Source organism: Pseudomonas sp. H1_F01, from assembly GCF_054681425.1.
Genome location: NZ_CP162823.1, coordinates 276,628 through 293,318, shown reverse-complemented (window position 1 = coordinate 293,318; position 16,691 = coordinate 276,628). Strand labels below are relative to the sequence as shown.

At 59.6% G+C, this 16,691-nt stretch carries 10 protein-coding genes; 7 read left to right on the top strand and 3 right to left on the bottom strand.

Features of this window, described 5'->3' with window-relative positions:
• From AB4O09_RS01330 to AB4O09_RS01320, 3 genes are all read left to right on the top strand, one after another.
• The gene (locus AB4O09_RS01330; protein ID WP_080587866.1) at positions 1-597 is read left to right on the top strand and encodes a hypothetical protein; all 597 of its coding nucleotides are present in this window, start codon (positions 1-3) and stop codon (positions 595-597) included.
• 165 nt (positions 598-762) lie between these two features.
• Complete coding sequence (locus AB4O09_RS01325) at positions 763-1,794, top strand: histone deacetylase family protein (protein WP_053163669.1); 1,032 nt, start codon at positions 763-765, stop codon at positions 1,792-1,794.
• An 11-nt stretch (positions 1,795-1,805) separates the two neighbouring features.
• Positions 1,806-2,906 (top strand): polyamine ABC transporter substrate-binding protein, encoded by a 1,101-nt coding sequence (locus tag AB4O09_RS01320; protein ID WP_003206959.1) that lies wholly within the window; start codon positions 1,806-1,808, stop codon positions 2,904-2,906.
• Positions 2,907-3,378: 472 nt separating this feature from the next.
• Here the strand turns inward: AB4O09_RS01320 and AB4O09_RS01315 are convergent, their stop codons facing one another.
• A complete protein-coding gene (locus tag AB4O09_RS01315; RefSeq protein ID WP_253279506.1) occupies positions 3,379-3,591 on the bottom strand; it encodes a hypothetical protein in 213 nt (70 codons plus the stop codon).
• On the opposite strand from AB4O09_RS01315, the gene AB4O09_RS01310 reads away from it, so the two are divergent.
• Positions 3,590-7,753, top strand: coding sequence for a dermonecrotic toxin domain-containing protein (locus tag AB4O09_RS01310; RefSeq protein WP_460107877.1), 4,164 nt, complete (start codon positions 3,590-3,592; stop codon positions 7,751-7,753). The two genes, AB4O09_RS01315 and AB4O09_RS01310, sit on opposite strands and share 2 nt — an antisense overlap.
• 36 nt (positions 7,754-7,789) lie before the next feature.
• On the opposite strand, the gene pdxR is transcribed toward AB4O09_RS01310, so the two are convergent.
• Positions 7,790-9,334 carry a MocR-like pyridoxine biosynthesis transcription factor PdxR gene (gene pdxR / locus AB4O09_RS01305; RefSeq protein WP_003206962.1) on the bottom strand — a complete coding sequence of 515 codons (1,545 nt, stop codon included), beginning with the start codon at positions 9,332-9,334 and terminating at the stop codon, positions 7,790-7,792.
• Positions 9,335-9,434: 100 nt separating this feature from the next.
• Here pdxR and AB4O09_RS01300 point away from each other — a divergent pair, with 100 nt between their 5' ends.
• Genes AB4O09_RS01300 through AB4O09_RS01290 form a run of 3 tightly spaced genes read left to right on the top strand, consistent with a single transcriptional unit; the run spans position 9,435 to position 11,207 of the window.
• Entirely contained in the window at positions 9,435-10,076 is a 642-nt protein-coding gene (locus AB4O09_RS01300; RefSeq protein ID WP_003206964.1) for an FMN-binding negative transcriptional regulator, read from the top strand.
• A gap of 2 nt (positions 10,077-10,078) precedes the next feature.
• Positions 10,079-10,525 carry a GNAT family N-acetyltransferase gene (locus AB4O09_RS01295; RefSeq protein WP_013694592.1) on the top strand — a complete coding sequence of 149 codons (447 nt, stop codon included), beginning with the start codon at positions 10,079-10,081 and terminating at the stop codon, positions 10,523-10,525.
• 10 nt (positions 10,526-10,535) lie between these two features.
• Complete coding sequence (locus AB4O09_RS01290; RefSeq protein WP_003206968.1) at positions 10,536-11,207, top strand: GNAT family N-acetyltransferase; 672 nt, start codon at positions 10,536-10,538, stop codon at positions 11,205-11,207.
• A 159-nt stretch (positions 11,208-11,366) separates the two neighbouring features.
• Here the strand turns inward: AB4O09_RS01290 and AB4O09_RS01285 are convergent, their stop codons facing one another.
• Positions 11,367-16,682, bottom strand: coding sequence for an OTU domain-containing protein (locus AB4O09_RS01285; RefSeq protein WP_460107875.1), 5,316 nt, complete (start codon positions 16,680-16,682; stop codon positions 11,367-11,369).
• Between the last annotated feature and the right edge of the window lie 9 nt (positions 16,683-16,691).

Below are 16,691 nucleotides of genomic sequence, written 5' to 3'. Positions count from 1 at the left end.
ATGGCCACTGTCCCTGACGTTTTCATCATTGAAACACTCGCCCCTGACGATGAAGGCAACGGTCGCTTCGAAGGCAGCGTTATTTCTTCAGTCTTGAGGCTACACGAAAAAAAACCAATATACCGCTATGTCAGGACACGAGATCAGTTCGTCGAAACCGTTACAGAGTTCGGGAAGTCGGGATATCGGTACCTGCACATCTCAGCTCACGGAAACAAACATGGATTATTTACTACCAATCAGGATGAGATAAGTTATACAGATCTCGCAAAGATCCTCGCACCGCACCTGAAGAAACGTCGCCTATTTTTATCTGCTTGTTCCATGGTCCATGAAAAATTTTTATCCGCACTTTTCTCTACTACAAAGTGCATCTCAATTGTGGGCCCTCGCAAGACAATATATTTTTCGGACGCTGCAGTAACTTGGCCCGCAATTTACCATCTCATGTTTTCTGAAAATACTGAACGCATGACACGAGCGCACCTTAAAGAACAGCTAGCCCACGTCTGCGCTCTTTTTAAAATAGACCTGGCCTATTACTCCAAATCAAAAAATAAAAAACGCGGCTATACCCATAATCTCTTGCCTGACTAGCACCACCCTTCTGCCCAACCCCGCGCACACCCGCGCCAACAAGGGGCGATTTACGGTCAAACTTATTGGCCATTTCGATCCCCTTTTGGCCTCTCCTGCCGTTCTCCAAAACCCCTCACACCGCAAGACTGTGTTCCAACCGATCAGCCTTGCGGAGAACAAAAAATGCTGACGATCTATTCGGACGATCACCACCTGCACCACGGGCGCTGCGAGTTGATGGACGGGCAGTTGATGCCCTGCTTCGAGATGCCGTCCCGGGCCGATCATGTGTTGGAGCGGGTCAAGGCGCGGGCGCTGGGGCCGGTGGAGGCGCCGCAGGATTTTGGCCTGGGGCCGATCCAGCGTATCCACAGCGCGGCGTACCTGGAGTTTTTCAAAGGCGCCTGGGACCGCTGGGCCAAGTACAACCGCGACGGCGATTTGCTGCCCTTCACTTGGCCGGCGCGGACCTTTCGCACGGTCATCCCCACCAGCCTGCACGGCCAGTTGGGTTATTACAGTTTCGACGCCGGCGCGCCGATTACCGCCGGCACTTGGCAGGCGGCCTACAGCGCCGCGCAAGTGACCCTCACCGCCCAGGCGGACATCCAGCGTGGCGCGCGCAGTGCCTTTGCCTTGTGCCGCCCACCGGGGCACCACGCCGCTGGCGATTTGATGGGCGGTTATTGCTACCTCAACAACGCTGCCATCGCCGCCCAGGCCTTTCTCGACCAGGGTCATAAGAAGGTCGCGATCCTGGATGTGGATTACCACCACGGCAACGGCACCCAATCGATTTTCTACGAGCGCAGCGACGTGTTGTTCGCGTCGATCCACGGCCATCCGGAGGCGGAGTTTCCGTTCTTCCTGGGTTATGCCGACGAGCGTGGCGAGGGCGCCGGTGAGGGCTTCAACTTCAACTACCCTTTGCCGGCCGGCTCAGGCTGGGACACCTGGAGCGCGGCGCTGGAGCAGGCCTGCGGGCAGATTCGGGGTTACGACGCCGATGTCATCGTCGTGTCCCTGGGCGTGGACACTTTCAAGGACGACCCCATCTCGCAATTCAAGCTCGACAGCCCGGATTACCTGGCGATGGGCAAGCGCATCGCGGCGCTCGGCAAGCCAACGCTGTTCGTGATGGAAGGCGGCTACGCGGTGGCAGAAATCGGCATCAATGCCGTGAACGTTCTTGAAGGTTTCCAAAGCGCCCCATGAGGAATAACAGCATGAACAGACTCAAGCGTTTAATGGCTCCAGCCGTGTGCGCCGCGCTGCTTTGCGGCGCGGTACAGGCCGAGGAGCGCACCTTGCGCGTCTACAACTGGTTCGACTACATCACGCCCAAGGCCCTGGAGGACTTCAAGGCGCAGAACAGCCAGGTCAAGCTGGTCTACGACATCTTCGACACCAACGAGGCCCTGGAGGCCAAGCTGCTGACGGGCAACTCCGGCTATGACGTGGTGGTGCCGTCCAACGTGTTCCTGGCCAAGCAGATCGAAGCCGGGGTGTTCCAGCCGCTGGACCGCAGCAAGCTGCCGAACTGGAACCACCTCGATCCCAAGCTGATGAAGCTGATCGAAGCCAACGATCCGGGCAACAAGTTCGCCGTGCCCTACATGTACGGCACCATCCTGATCGGTTTCAACCCGGACAAGATCAAGGCCGCCCTCGGCGACAACGCACCAGTGGACAGCTGGGACCTGATCTTCAAGGAAGAGAACATCAGCAAGCTCAAGCAGTGCGGCGTGGCGCTGCTCGATTCGCCGTCGGAGATCCTGCCCCTGGCCTTGCAGCACCTGGGCCTGGACCCCAACAGCAAGAAGCCGGCGGACTATGCCAAGGCCGAAGCGCTGATGATGAAGATCCGCCCGTACATCACCTATTTCCACTCGTCCAAGTACATGGCCGACATCGCCAACGGTGAGATCTGCGTGGCGGTGGGCTACTCCGGCAGCTTTTCCCAGGCGGCCAACCGGGCCAAGGAAGCCAAGAACGGCGTGACGGTGGACATGCGCCTGCCCAAGGAAGGCGCGCCGATCTGGTTCGACATGCTCGCCATCCCCAAAGGCGCGAAAAACCCGGACGACGCCTACACCTTCATCAACTACTTGCTGCAACCGCAGGTGATTGCACCGGTCAGCGATTTTGTCGGCTACCCGAACCCGAACAAGGACGCCACCGAGATGGTCGACCCGGCGATCCGCGGCAACCCCAACCTGTACCCGACCGCCGCGGCCATGACCACGCTCTACACCCTGCAACCCTTGCCCCGGGACGCCGAGCGCGCGCGCACGCGGGCCTGGACCCGGATCAAATCCGGCCAATAAAGGCCGTTGGGGGATAAAGGCCATGGTGGGAGCAAGACCATTGTGGGAGCAAGGCTTGCCCGCGATGAAGGCCCTGCTATCTGCCAAGGACCGAGGCGCTTGTTTCGCGAGCAAGCTTTGCTCCCACCCGGTGTTGGCTGCGTATACATAGTTACCACCTGCCCCGTCCCTTGCCTCTCTAGCATGGAAACCCCGAAGCGTTCGGCTTCGGGGTTTTCATCCATCTCGAGACAGGGACAACTCAGATGACATCAGACCCTACCGGCACCGCCCCGGCGTTCAACGCGAGTATCAGGAGCACGCTGGTCAACCAACTGCTCGCAGGCCCCACCTACCCGGAAGTGGCGGCCATGCTGCTGCGCAACGCACTCAAGAAGCTGTACCCGTCACTGGATCTAGACCCGCATACCACCGTCATCGGCGAACCGGCCTGGGACATTGTTGGTGGCGAGATCGTGGCGCGCCCCACCCGCTATGAATCGCTCAGCGATTTGCTGGCCTCGCGGGTGGACCAGAGCAAACCCACGTTGTTGATCGAAGGGCTGCACTTCCTGACCCAACTGCCGATCACCGCGCCCGAGGTGCATTTGCCGGTGCGCATCGACCAGATCGGCCGTTTGATCAACGAGCTGGTGCCGGCCATGGTGCCGGCCAGCCAGGAGCAGCAACTGGCGTACTGGAACATGCCGTTCGGCAATTACGGCCCACGCTGGCATGAGCTCTCCCACACGCTGCGCAAGCTCTGGGATGTCAAGCAGATCGAAGGCTGGACGGCGACTGAATGCGACATGGCCCGGCAACTGTTCCTGTACCCCGACCCGCAAGACCGTAACGACAGCTACGACAGCCACGCGTATCTGGTCGACATCGAGGAGGTCGACGGCGACGAGATCAACCGCGTGAATGAAAACTCGCTGGTGGTGCTGATCGGCCTGATCGACAACAAGGAGGTCATCCTTGTGCACTCGTTGCTCAACGGTTATGAGAAGTTCGCTTCACGGCACGCGTTGGGACAAGCCCTTCCAGAACACCTGGGCACCTTGGTCCACCCGACGAAAATTCGCTGGCGGCTCTATGAACCCAGCGGCAATATTTTCGACAGCAAGGCCTGCGGGATCATCGCCGTGCAGGTCAAGATCCTTGGCATCCCCAGCATCAGTCTGAATCCGGGCTATGCAGAAGACGAACCACCGGCCCCCAGCGGAGTGGACGTAGGGCCTGGCGAAAGCTGGTTCCAAAAACAGTTACCCGAATGGCTGCAGGCCGCGTCGATTTCCGACCAGATCCTGTTCGCCCAATACATGAAGAATCTTTCGGCGATGAGCAGCTCCCACGCCGGCAAAACCTACCTGGACGACATTCCCCCCCTCAAAACGTATGCGGCGCAGGCGCTGAAAACGCAGATGCAATCCGACCACGACGACGCTTCGACGCTGGACCCGGAAAAAATCGAGATCGAGATAAAAAGCCCGGTTGTCTGGGGCACCTTCGTTGTGCCCTTCAAATTTGATACCACGCGGTTCAACCTCGTCGACCTGGCCTTGCAAAACCTGATTGCCCTGCCCCCGGGCAACAAGACGGTGAGGTCTCTCGACACGACCGTGTCGCCCGCGTGGTTGACGGTGGACTACGTCGAGAAGCTCATCACCCAAGTCGATATCGGTCGCGTTTATCCCGACCTGATCAAGCGCAAACTGCTGAATGACCCGGCGGAGTCGTTCCGCCGCGAAAACCTGTACACCTCACAGTTGCGCATACAGCTGCCCATGCTTGCGCTGGAGGGCAAACTGCGTGGACAGGGCAATATCGATGAGCGCGGTTGTCGTTATGTCGCGGCGCTGATGGAGCCCCAGGAAGACGACCGCAAGGTAGACGGGCAAACCATCGTCCTGCGCAAACTGGCTTTCGTGCCCGAGCTGCAGTTGGGGCTTTCGGAGGACATAGTCGCCAACATGTTCGTGATCGGCCCGCAGACGCCAAGTGCCGGCCCCTGCCTGCTTTATCGACCGTTGCTTGAACCGCAGCTGTGGCAGTTCCCGTCGTTCAGCAACTTGCTGTACACCATCAGGCAAAACGCTCCCTTGCGCCAATCGGTACTGGCGTGGCTGCCCGATGGGGTACGCGAAACCTATGGCCGCGATGTCTTTCCAGGCGCCCTGCCCTCGCCCTGGACCATCGTGGAGTTCGTGGCAGCCCCGCTGGAGACCTTGTCCAATAATGGTCCTGTCAGCCTTGGCGACGAGACCCTGGGCGACGACTTCCTGCCACTGTTGTTCCGGGCCAACGCCAATGCCTTGGTCACGCTCGCCGATCATCAGTCGGTCTCCAATCGCGAAAGCCGTTGGGAGTCTTTCAAGCAGGCCGGTTGGCTGATTTTCAATTTGGCGCTGCCCTACCTCGGCACCACGGTGGCCACCACGACCTGGCTCTGGCAGATCCTGAACGACCTTGAACAGCTGACGCAGAGTGACGAAGAAACCAGTAGCCAGGCCAAGTGGGCGCTCTTTGTCGATGTGTTGTTGAACGTCTCCTTGGGGATCATCCATTACGTGATTGACCGCACCAGGGCGAGCAAAGGTAGTCGTCCGACAGAGGCCCCGGAGATTGCCCCACCACAAATCCCGCCAGTGCTCAAACCCAAGCTCATTATCGAAACGCTCGCGCCGCTCACCAAGACAGAGCTGCCGCAAGAGCACTACGAGGTCGTTCATACCAGCGGTGCGTTGATGGGCAGGTCGAGCAAGCGCGCCAATCTGCTCGATAGCTTCAGCATCGCGGCTCCCGATTCCCCTGGACAACCCAGGACCGAAGGCGCGCTCAGGGGCCTCTATGCGAAGGGTGGGAAGTGGTACGCAAAGATGTCGGGAAAATGGTTCGAGGTCACCGTAGAGGGCGACCAGATCTGCATCATCGACGGAGCCCGTTCCGGCCCTCCGGTGATCCATGATGCGCGCGGCCAGTGGCAGATCGATACCCGCTTGCGCTTACGCGGCGGCGGCTCAAAAGGTGCCCGGCAGAGGGTCGTCGCCGAGGCACGACGCCGCAGCGTGGAGCTGCTGGCCGAACTCAACCAGTTTGAAGAACAGAAACCGGCGAACCAGAAGTTGCTGACCATGGACGCGCAGGAAATGAACCAGGCATCCGGCGCAGCGCGGGAAACCAAGCGTGTGGCGTATCTGACGACCCTGGAAGCCCAGCGGGAGAACTATGAAAAAGCGCTGAAGACCCTGATTGAATGGCCGGTCTTCCAGTCACGCCCCGATTACCCTCGCGTCAGCCTTGGTTACCTGAATGCACAAGTGAATTTCACCTTCGCGGAAATGGATGTATTGCGAGAGCGCTTTACGCCTGCCCTGACCGATGCCATGGGCATGATCACGTCCGAGGTCAAGGTGCTGGAGCAACAACACATCGATGCTGCCAACACCATGATCAACGCCGGTCACGACATGATCGAGCGCCTGGACTACATGGAGACACGTTTTTCCAGGCTCAAGGAGATGGGGCGCGAAGGCTTTGAGTTTGTCCGTCAGTACCGCGCAAAGATGCCGGTCTACAAAAGTGACGATCTGCGACTTATCCAGGTGGATATGTACCGCCACCTCTGCCTGTCTCTTGAAAGCGTCGAGACGATGCCTGAAGGCTGGGTGGAAATTAACCGTATTGTCGACAACGCCACGGTGGCCTTCCAAAGCCTGCGCGACGCCATGGATGAGCGAAGCATGATCCGGCTGGATGAACAAATCGATGCGCTCGGCAGCCTGACGGAACAGTTCGCCGCCATCGAAGAACATCTCGAGTACATGGGCAGCGAATACCGAGGCAGCACCAACCCTGTACAACTCACTCGGCTGGTCAAACAGATGGGCGAATGTAAAAGACGAGCGTTGGAGCAGTTGGCGCAAGCCCTTGATGAGCGAAGCAACCGGCGCAGGTCAGGCAGCCCTCATGAGCCACGTCCGCGGGCCAGGAAAAAATTCATCAGGGCACGCTTCTGGGGCGTCATCAGTGGCGAGCCTCGCTTATCGCAGCTGCACGAGGAAACGGATTGGGTCGATGTGAAGAATCCGTTCTCGGAGGAAATCATCGTCTCGTTCCACCGCAAGGAAACCGGCGAATGGGCGCCCCACGTGATGTCCGACCCGCCTCCCCTGGCAGTCCCTTCACTGGACACGAGCGTTCGCAAAGGCCAAACCCTGATCGACGGACTGACCGCGTTCAAGGCGCAAATCGAACAAGACTTGAAAAAGCCAGGCCGGACACCGGCCGGTGTGGCAATGATCCTCAATGCCCACGCCAGCAGGATGGAGAAGGTCGGCATCGCGATCAGGAAGGCACTCGACCAGGCACAAGGCGTTGCCACCAACGAAACGATTGAAATATCAGAGGCGCAGCAGCGCTCGGCCGAATCCTTGCGATTGCGCCTCAAAAGAGAATCGAAGTCGCTCTATGAACAGGAATTCGAAACCGTATTGAACATCATCAAGCAGAGCCCTCCGACCATGAGCGGCGTGATCTGGCTGAAAGACCGAAACCGTATTTCCATCACCAAACGGATAAACCGCCAACGCATCAAGGGCCGCACACATGGTTACCTCGACAGGTATGAAATCAAGGACAGGAAGACCAACAAGACGCTCTGGTTCGCCGACTTTCACTACTCCACGAACTGGGTGCCTGCCCGTACGTTCCTTTCGGCACGCCTGAAAACAGTGGAGCAGGTGGTTCTGGGGATAGCTGATGTCTCTACAAAAGGCTTTAGCCAGCGTCAGTTGATCAATCATTACCGTAGCGAAATTGCCATGGACCACGCCCAGCAGGTGTTTTTTCCAAAGGAACGGCCATAAAACCAGGGCCGCTGCCGATGCCCCGACGGCGCGCCCTCAGGGTTTCCAGGCCTTCGACAGGTTCGCCAGCGCGGTGCCAATCGCCGCTGGCGGGACCGCCGCAAACCCGAGCACCAGCCCGGCGCGCACTTGCGACGGGGTGGTGGGCAACCAATAACTGCTCAGGCCATTGATTTCCACACCCACATTCGTCGCTTGGGCGATCAGTTCGCGCTCGCGCTCGATGCTCTCCACCGGGACCGTGAGATGCAGCCCGGCCACGACAGTGGGCAGGGCTCCGACACCCGCAACCGCCGTGGGCCAGCCCGCCAGCAACGCATCACGCCGAACCAGGGCGGCCCTGCGCATACGCCGGATATGCCGCTGGAAATGCCCGGCGGCCATGAACTCGGCCATCACCGCCTGGGTGCTGACTTCGGAGTGGCGCACGTCCACGGCGCGCCGTCGGGCGAAGGCGTTGACCAAGCCCGGCGGCAGCACCAGGTAGCCCAGGCGCAGGGCCGGGAACGCCACTTTGCCGAACGTGCCGACGTAAAGCACCCGCCCCTGGCGATCCAGTGCCGCCAAGGGCGCCAGTGGCGCGCCGCTGTAGCGGTACTCGCCATCGTAGTCATCCTCGACGATCCAGCCGTCGTTGCGTTCGGCCCAGGCCAGCAGTTCCAACCGCCGCGGCAGGCTCATGACCACCCCGGTCGGGTATTGATGGGACGGTGTGACATAGGTCAGCCGACAGTGGCTCAACGCGCCCAGCGCGGCGCAATCCAAGCCATCGCCATCCACTGGCACGCCCCTGACGTCGGCACCGGCAACGGCGAACGCGTGCCCGGCCGCGCGATAGCCGGGATTTTCCACCGCCACGACGTCGCCCGGGTCGACCAACAGCTGTGCACAAAGGCTGATGCCCTGCTGTGCGCCACTGGTGATCACAATTTGTTCAGCCGTGCAGTGCAGCCCCCGGGAGCTGCGCAAGTACGCGGCGATCAGCCCGCGCAAGCGCGCATCGCCCTGGGAATCGCCATAACACAGCTGCTGCAGATCCGGCTTGCGCCAGAAAGCCGCATTCAGCTTGGCCCAGACGTCGAAAGGGAACAGATCGAAAGCCGGTACACCGACCCGAAACGCTCGCGGCGGGCCGCTGGGCGGTTGGGCCAAATGATGTTTTTCGACGCGGTTCAGCGCGTCGCTGTGGATAACTTTACTGGATGGACCCACAGGCAAATCGAGCCAATCTGTGGATAAGGCTGTGGGTAAGCCTGTTGAAAACCCTGTGGATACTTTTGTGGATATGTTTTTCAGCGGCAACGTCGTCGAGGACAGTTTCGCCACATATGTACCGTCACCGACCCGCCCTTCGATGAAACCCTCGGCGTAGAGCTGGTCATAGGCCCGCACCACGCTGTTACGCGAAATCGACAAGGCCGCCGCCAGGTCACGGCTGGCCGGCAGGCGCGTGCCGCTGGCCAGGCGCCCATCGAGCACCCGGGTACGCAATGCCTGGTAAAGCTGGCGGCTGAGCCCCTGGCGGCGGTCCAGCTCAATGCCTGCGGGGTTGAATGACAATGGCGGCGCGGCGTTGTGCATGACAGCCCTCACGAATGGACCTATCGAATTGGCCAGAAGTGGCTCTTACAACAGACCAATAGCCTGCCTAGGATGCTCGCATTCGCCAAGGAAAATCATCATGTACAACCCCAAAGCCTTTGCCGTCGAAGACCTGCCCGAACTGCACCAGATGATCGGCGATTGCCGCCTGGCCGTATTGGTCACCCAGGGTGAACACGGTTTGCAGGCCAGTCATTTGCCGCTGTTGCTGGACACGCAACAAGGGCCGAACGGAAGCCTCTACGGCCACATGGCCCGGGCCAATCCACAATGGCGCGACCTGGAAGCCGGCGCCGAAGCCCTGGTGATATTCGCCGGGGCCGATGCCTACGTCAGCCCAGGGTTGTACGCCAGCAAGGCCGAACACGGCAAGGTCGTGCCGACCTGGAACTACGTGGCCGTACACGCCTACGGCAGCGCCGAGGTGTTCAGCGACGCTCATCGCCTGCGCAACCTGGTGGGCGCCCTCACCGACCGCCACGAAACCGGTCGCGAGCAGTCGTGGAAGATCGATGATGCGCCGCCCGAGTACATCGACAGCATGCTCAAGGCCATCGTCGGCTTCGCCCTGCCCATCCAGCGCCTGGAAGGCAAGCGCAAGCTCAGCCAGAACCGTAGCCCCGCGGATGTCGCCGGCGTACGCAACGGCCTCGCCGCCAGCCCCGACCCGCAGGACCGGGCGCTCGCCCACCTGATGCCTGAACAATCGTCCAAGGAGTGAACATGAGCCAACCTGAAGTCCGCCTCGTCAGCGCCGACGATCACGCCGCCTGGCTGCCGCTGTGGCAGGCCTACCTGCGGTTCTATAAAACCGAATTGCCGGACGCCGTGAGCCAAAGCACCTGGCAGCGCTTGCTCGATGAGCGTGAACCGACCCATGCTGCCCTCGCTTGGAATGGCGACACGGCGGTAGGCCTGGTGCACTTCATCTATCACCGTTCGAACTGGAGCATCGAGAATTCCTGCTACCTGCAAGACCTGCTGGTAACGGAACAGAGCCGTGGCACCGGGGTGGGTCGCCAGCTCATCGAATTCGTCTATGCCACCGCCAAGGCCGATGGTTGCTGCAAGGTGCACTGGTTGACCCACGAAACCAACGCCACGGCGATCCAACTGTACGAGCGCATCGCCGAGCGCCCAGGCTTCATTCAATTTCGCAAAGCCCTTTAAGGAGCGCAGCATGTCGACTTCACTCGCCGATTGGAAAGGTGTCCCGGCGCCCTCTGCACAGGTGCTCGAAGGGCGTTTCATCCGCCTGGAAAAACTCGATCCGGCGCGGCATGCCGATGGCCTCTGGCAAGCCCTCGAAGGCCCCGGCGCCGACCCGAAACTCTGGGATTACTTGCCCTATGGCCCGTTCACGGATCGCGTCGCGTTCGATGCCTGGTTGAACAACCATGCGGCCAATACCGACCCGTATTTCTTCAGCGTGATCGACCGCGCCAGTGGCGAGGTGCAGGGCATTCTCAGCCTGATGTCCATCGTCCCGGCCCAGGGCCGCATCGAGATCGGCCACGTGACCTTCGGCGCGCCGATGCAGCGTTCGCCGAAAAGCACTGAGGCGGTCTATCTGCTGGCCAAGGAGTCTTTCGCCCTGGGTTATCGCCGGCTGGAGTGGAAATGCAACAACGGCAATGCCCGCTCCAAATATGCGGCCGAACGGCTGGGGTTCACGTTTGAAGGAGTGTTTCGCCAGCACATGGTGGTCAAGGGCCAGAACCGCGACACCGCGTGGTACTCGATACTGGACTCGGAATGGCCGGCGATAGCTGCGGGCTTCGAGCGCTGGTTGAGTGAGGACAATCAGCGCGAGGGTGGGCAGGTGCGCGGGTTGGTGGAGTGTCGGGCATAGCTATCGGTGCCTGACGCTCCGCCATCGCGAGCAAGCTCGCTCCCACAGTGGATCTGTTGTGGACCTGGATTAAGTGATCATCACAGATTGACTGTGGGAGCGAGCTTGCTCGCGATGGCGATTAATAGGCAATGAACTCATTGGCTGCCAACCGCCCGATCACTCCGGTTTCGGTTTCATCTCTCCAAAAGTCTTGAGCGATTCGGGTGTCACCCCTCTCTTCAGGTACTGCCAGGCCCAGTCCGGTACGGCCATGTGGCTTTCCAGATACGTCACGAAGTCCAAAAGGCTGTGCCCCAAGCGATTGACCGGGAAATCAAAATTGTACAGATACTGTTGGGCGCGGTTTTGGTCAACGCTGAACAGCTCCCTGACAATCCGGTTCGCACGAAGATTGCCTCTTAATGCGAGCACAAAATCCAGCGCGGAACGAAGCACGCCGGGGCGCTCGAGCGTGAATTGAATCACGGAGTCGCTAAATTGAGATCCAGTCAGATCGTCCCAGATCTGCACGGCGTGATGCCTGGGGAGACGCTGCAGCGAGCTCCATAGATTTGGGGTATTGAACAAAATGTTCACTCGGGTATTGGAGGGCAATTGCCCCGGTGCGCTGAATAACCGGATGACAGGCGCCTGGTCGACCTCGCCAGCCTTCACCGGCGGCCTTTCCAGGTAATCCCAAAACGCCGTCAGTACCCGTTGATGGGTGACGATATTCTGCAGATTGCTGTCATCGAACAATCGCATCCAGTGGATAACGATATCGCCGTGCCTCACCACTTCTTTGTAACGCGTATCGGCATATTCAGAGATGACTCGCAGTCGCCGCTCGGAGAGCGCCGGATTACGCAGCCATCTTGCAACTACGTTCACAGGCAACATGCCGTCCAGGTTGGATGAAATAACCGCAGACCTCAGGAGGAGATTCGCCCGCCTCAACAAATCGGGGAAACGTTCGAGGGACGCGATGAGCAGATCACGGGTGCTTTCAGCCCGATCGTAATAAATGTACTGCTCCATCAGTTCTGAGTCGTCATCGATTACCCGGCCCGTTTCACGCTCGAATCTCAATTTCACCTGAGCCAGGTCGTCGCGGTCCACCAGGTAGGCACCGTCGAGCAATTGTTCAAGCTGGTTATCATCAAGATGACCATGCCTGGCCTGGTCGAACTTGACGTAGGCCAATTGATTCCTGGGGTGATGGTCGGTCAGTTGCCGGGCCCTGACTCCGTATTCCAGCATGATATGGATCACGCCTTGGGACAGCCGGAGGAATTCATTATTGAGCAGTTCGGTGAGGTGCAAATCCTCGACAGGACCCAGCAGGGTATCTTGGAAAAACTGCCGCAGGGTCTGGTTCTCCCGGGTGTAATACGGTGCGCTGCTGGGCATCAGTTGCTCTGGGGAACGGGGCGATAAGTAACGCCCGATTTCCTGCAGCACCTCCGGTGGCAGGTCGGCCTCTCGCGCCGCAAACAGCGTCCGGCGACCTACGCTGTTTGCGTATAGCCGCAGGTAATCCTGAGTCGGTTGAAACAAGCGATACGGGTTGGGGGCCCCGTAGATGATCCGGCTGAGATCGGACAATGCCTCCTCGTCCAGCAGGTTTTCCAGCCAGGGGGCATTTTCAAAGAGCGCTTGTCGGACCCCGGAGGCTCGCGACACCATGTACTGATTCAATTCCGGATGTTGATCGACATAGTCGGCCGCTGCATTACGCAGCCCCTGCATCGAGAAAGTCTCCTGCGCTTGCCCTTCATTCAGCCCACGGGCAACGGCATCGAAAAAACAATCACCGTCGCCAGGGATCTCCTCGACACGGTCTCCCAGCACCAGGCTGTAATGGTTCTGGGCCGTTCGTCTCAAGACAATATCGGTGCTCGACTGTCCTGGGTGGTTGCTCATCGGATAGACACTTTCCACCTCGCCCGGGGTAAAGCGCACAGACCAACTACGCTCTGCCGTGATCTCATCGATGATCAGCAAGCTGCGGTTTTGCGGCCAGCTCGCAAGGCGCGTGATGATGGCCGGGACCAGCTCCATGACTTGAGTATTCCAGACGCCTGGTGTGCGGATCAAACCGGAAACTGACGCCGGCGACGGAGCAGGCACCTTGGGTTTCGAGGGACCCGGTTCAGCCGGTGCCGGACGCTTCCCACCACCCCGACCAAACCCTATAGCGCGCCACTCGCCATTGGGCATCCGCGCCACGGTACTTCTCATCACGCCACTGGAACGGATACTCAACCCGGTAGCAGGGTCGACAAGGGTGGCCTCGGTCGCCGTCAACTTCGTATGGTCGTGCACCCGGAACACCGTCCCATCGGGTTGTCGCACGTACACGGGACGCGTGACGCTGTTATTGAGCGCGGGGCGATAAAAGCCCTGGGCATCGGCGACCAGCCCTTGTAGCAACGAGGTATCCGCCACGGCATAACGGCGGTAAAGCGCGTCTTCCAAAGGCAGGCCTGCCAATGTTTCGCCCCGGCTCTGGCGCGCCGTCACGGCCAGGAAAGAGGACTGTCCCCGTACTGGAACACTCACGCCACCCGCCAACCCTCGTCCGCCATAATTGGCCACTCTGTGGACAAAGACCAAGGTGGTCAGGTTCGCTGGAACAGCGCCGGTCCTGACCATCAACCAGCCGGTCTTGATGGCGCTCTTGAGCAGTTGCAAACCAGGAACCAGGAGGATACCGGCCAGGTCCATGAACGTTTCCATCGACATCATCACCAGCCTGGCAGCCGTCTGGCGATGAACATCCCGGTTGCTGTTGGAGCGGTGATCGCCATAAGCGCTATGGAAATTGACGTGCGCGCGGTGGAGGGTCTCGAGAAGATTGCCAGGGATCAACGCACCGCGGATCAACGGTCGGCCACGTTGTTGCCCCAACGTGCGCTTTATCTCTTCGGGATCAAGGGTGCAAATGCGTGAGCGGAAATATCCCTGCCATTGCTCTTGCTGCAACAGCCCCGCCACCCCCTCGCCCAGACTGGAAAACTCATGGAAGTCATCACCCTCGGGGCTGTCCGGAAAATAGACCCCCACGGTTCCCTTGATGTCCGGCCCGTCCTGATCGGAAAAAACCAGCACGCCATCAATGCTGCTCGCATTGCCCATCGTCCCATGCTGCCCACCAGCCCCGACACTTCCACCCAGCACAAGCCCATAGACCTGCACCCTTCGTCCCTGGACCAGCGCACGTGTCTCGGCAACGGACGATTGCAGAACAGCCTGCAGCCAGAGAGCAATCAACTTCTTGGGCTTCGGTGGATGGAAGGCCCTATCGAGCACGGTGGTCTTGAAGACTTCATCGCCCCTGAGCCCGGCCTCATGGCCTTTGAATTTCATATTGGCCAGGTAGGCCGCCTGCCAGACTGCTTTGTAGTCAGGTTTATTCATTTCCTTCCGGAGCAGGGTTTCATAACGGCCGCCGGCATCAATGTGCGTCGCCATCCTGGCAAGCTCACCGCCCGTCAACGTGATCAGGAAGCCGTTGGCCGGATGCCGGATACGCTGGCCATCTTGATCGGCAAGGTAGACGGCCAGCACTTCTCTCATCGCGTTCGGGTATTGAGTCGGGCGCAGGTTATCGAGCATCAACTCGGTCAGGCTGGCGATACGTGACTGCCTTGGGTTGGCGCCTTTGCCATAGGAGAGCGTGACCAGGGTCTTGTCCGGGTCGGGATCGACGCCGGGATGCACCGTGTGTTGCAGGTACTGCTTGATCTTCTGGCGGGTGAACTGCAACAACGTCGGGATATCGCTACCCGCCAGTGTGTAGGCGGCTTCCAATACCTGCGTCTCCAGGCTGCGGTAGTTCGATTTTTCCGCACGTGTTGCGGTTGTATAAAAATCGGCGCGGTTGTTTTCAACCAGGGTTTCCCGGCGCACCGCCAGCGGCCCGGCCAGCGACAACATGGGCAACCCCAGTGCATCTTCAGCCTTCAGCGCATAAGCCGCCAAAGTAAGTGTCTCGTTGCCCGAGGCATTCAGGACCGCCTCCAGCGCGGCGCCTTGGTGCCGCAGCAGGTCGTCCGCCGCCACGGCAAAAACAGACTCGGACAGTTCAGAAGCAATATCCCGGATCCCACGCTTCTGTCCCGCGTAGGTCGGGCTGACGTGATTGACCAGGTCCTGGAAAGAGCGAAAGCGCTGTATTCCCCCTTCCAGGGAGTACAGGAACAGCGAAGACTGATCCGTGCGCTTGATCACCATCGCAGCGGGCCATTTCTGTGGCTTCGCGGCGCCCATGTCGAGCATGACGGCATAGACATGGGGAATGGGCGCACGCAGCAAACGGCTTCTGTCCGCCATCGAAGGGTGAGTGGTGATGAGGTCCAGCAGGCGATCTTCTTCATCCTGCAGGGTTCGCGCACTTTGGGTTAACGGGGTGGCCGGATCCCGGTCGACTTTGTACAAGTCGAAAAGATGCAGGAATCGTCGGCACAGCAGATGAGCAAGTGCCGCTTCAGTGGTCGACGTATCGAACGCATCTGCACCGTTTCTGTCGTGGCGAAAGGCGCTGAGATCGTCACGGAACTGCTGCTTCAAGCTGTCATTGGTTACGGGGTCGGCGATATAGAACACGGACTCCATGATCGCTGGAATTTTCGCGCCCAGCGGGCTGACGAATACGCTGTCGACCTCTTCCACCGAATCCGGACGGGTGTAGAAGCCCACACCACCGCGCGAGTAAGTGGGCGGTGTATCCGTCGCTAAACAGCCCAACATCACGTCGGTAAAGCACTGTGAGGCGGTCAATGAACGACCACCGAGCGAGTCCACATCAAAGTGGTTCACATACCAGTGATCCGGGTCGATGCCCTGGAGCAGTGAGGCGCGGAATTTCCGCTCAGGGATCTTTGCCTTGATGCGGCTGACCAGCAGACGCTTGAGCACGGTGTCGAACGTTGGCAAAGCGGCGAACAGACGCGCCAGTTTCACCTGATTGGCATCCAGGTGCCCCAGTTGCCTGATCTGTTCTTTTTCACGGGGGCTGAGCAGATTGCCTTGGGCGTCCACCTCAGTAATGACGGGCTGCCCAATGCCCTGGTAGCCGGGCGCAATGCCGGCGTGCAATTGCTGCAAAACGTCTGCTGAAAGGCCTTTACCGTTGACCCGCAGTGAGGGGAAGCCCAGGGACATATGACTTCGGTGGGGATAAACCCAACCCTCGCGCGCAGAAGGCTCAGCGGTCGCCCTGCTTTGATGGGCAATCAAAAAACCTCGTGTCACAGCGTCACGCAGAGGCACCCATGAGGTTTTTCTTTGAGCGGCCGAATCGACTGTCTCGACCTCTTGATAAGTGGCCTGTACCCGCGTATCGCCAATAAGGCCCCATTGATTTAGCCATTGATCGGCGAATTCATGGGGTTGAAATCGAATACCGTGGGGTAACAGGCTGATGGGTCTGAGCAGTACGCCGGCAGCATGCGGCGTCACGCCAGGTGCATTTTCAGGGAAGACAGTCATTCAGGTGTC

Coding starts and splice junctions, on each gene's coding strand:
- AB4O09_RS01325 (WP_053163669.1), top strand. CDS start 763: ATGCTGACGATCTATTCGGACGATCACCACCTGCACCACGGGCGCTGC.
- AB4O09_RS01285 (WP_460107875.1), bottom strand. CDS start 16,682: ATGACTGTCTTCCCTGAAAATGCACCTGGCGTGACGCCGCATGCTGCC.
- AB4O09_RS01315 (WP_253279506.1), bottom strand. CDS start 3,591: ATGTTCCAGTACGCCAGTTGCTGCTCCTGGCTGGCCGGCACCATGGCC.
- AB4O09_RS01330 (WP_080587866.1), top strand. CDS start 1: ATGGCCACTGTCCCTGACGTTTTCATCATTGAAACACTCGCCCCTGAC.
- AB4O09_RS01300 (WP_003206964.1), top strand. CDS start 9,435: ATGTACAACCCCAAAGCCTTTGCCGTCGAAGACCTGCCCGAACTGCAC.
- pdxR (WP_003206962.1), bottom strand. CDS start 9,334: ATGCACAACGCCGCGCCGCCATTGTCATTCAACCCCGCAGGCATTGAG.
- AB4O09_RS01320 (WP_003206959.1), top strand. CDS start 1,806: ATGAACAGACTCAAGCGTTTAATGGCTCCAGCCGTGTGCGCCGCGCTG.
- AB4O09_RS01295 (WP_013694592.1), top strand. CDS start 10,079: ATGAGCCAACCTGAAGTCCGCCTCGTCAGCGCCGACGATCACGCCGCC.
- AB4O09_RS01290 (WP_003206968.1), top strand. CDS start 10,536: ATGTCGACTTCACTCGCCGATTGGAAAGGTGTCCCGGCGCCCTCTGCA.
- AB4O09_RS01310 (WP_460107877.1), top strand. CDS start 3,590: ATGCCGTTCGGCAATTACGGCCCACGCTGGCATGAGCTCTCCCACACG.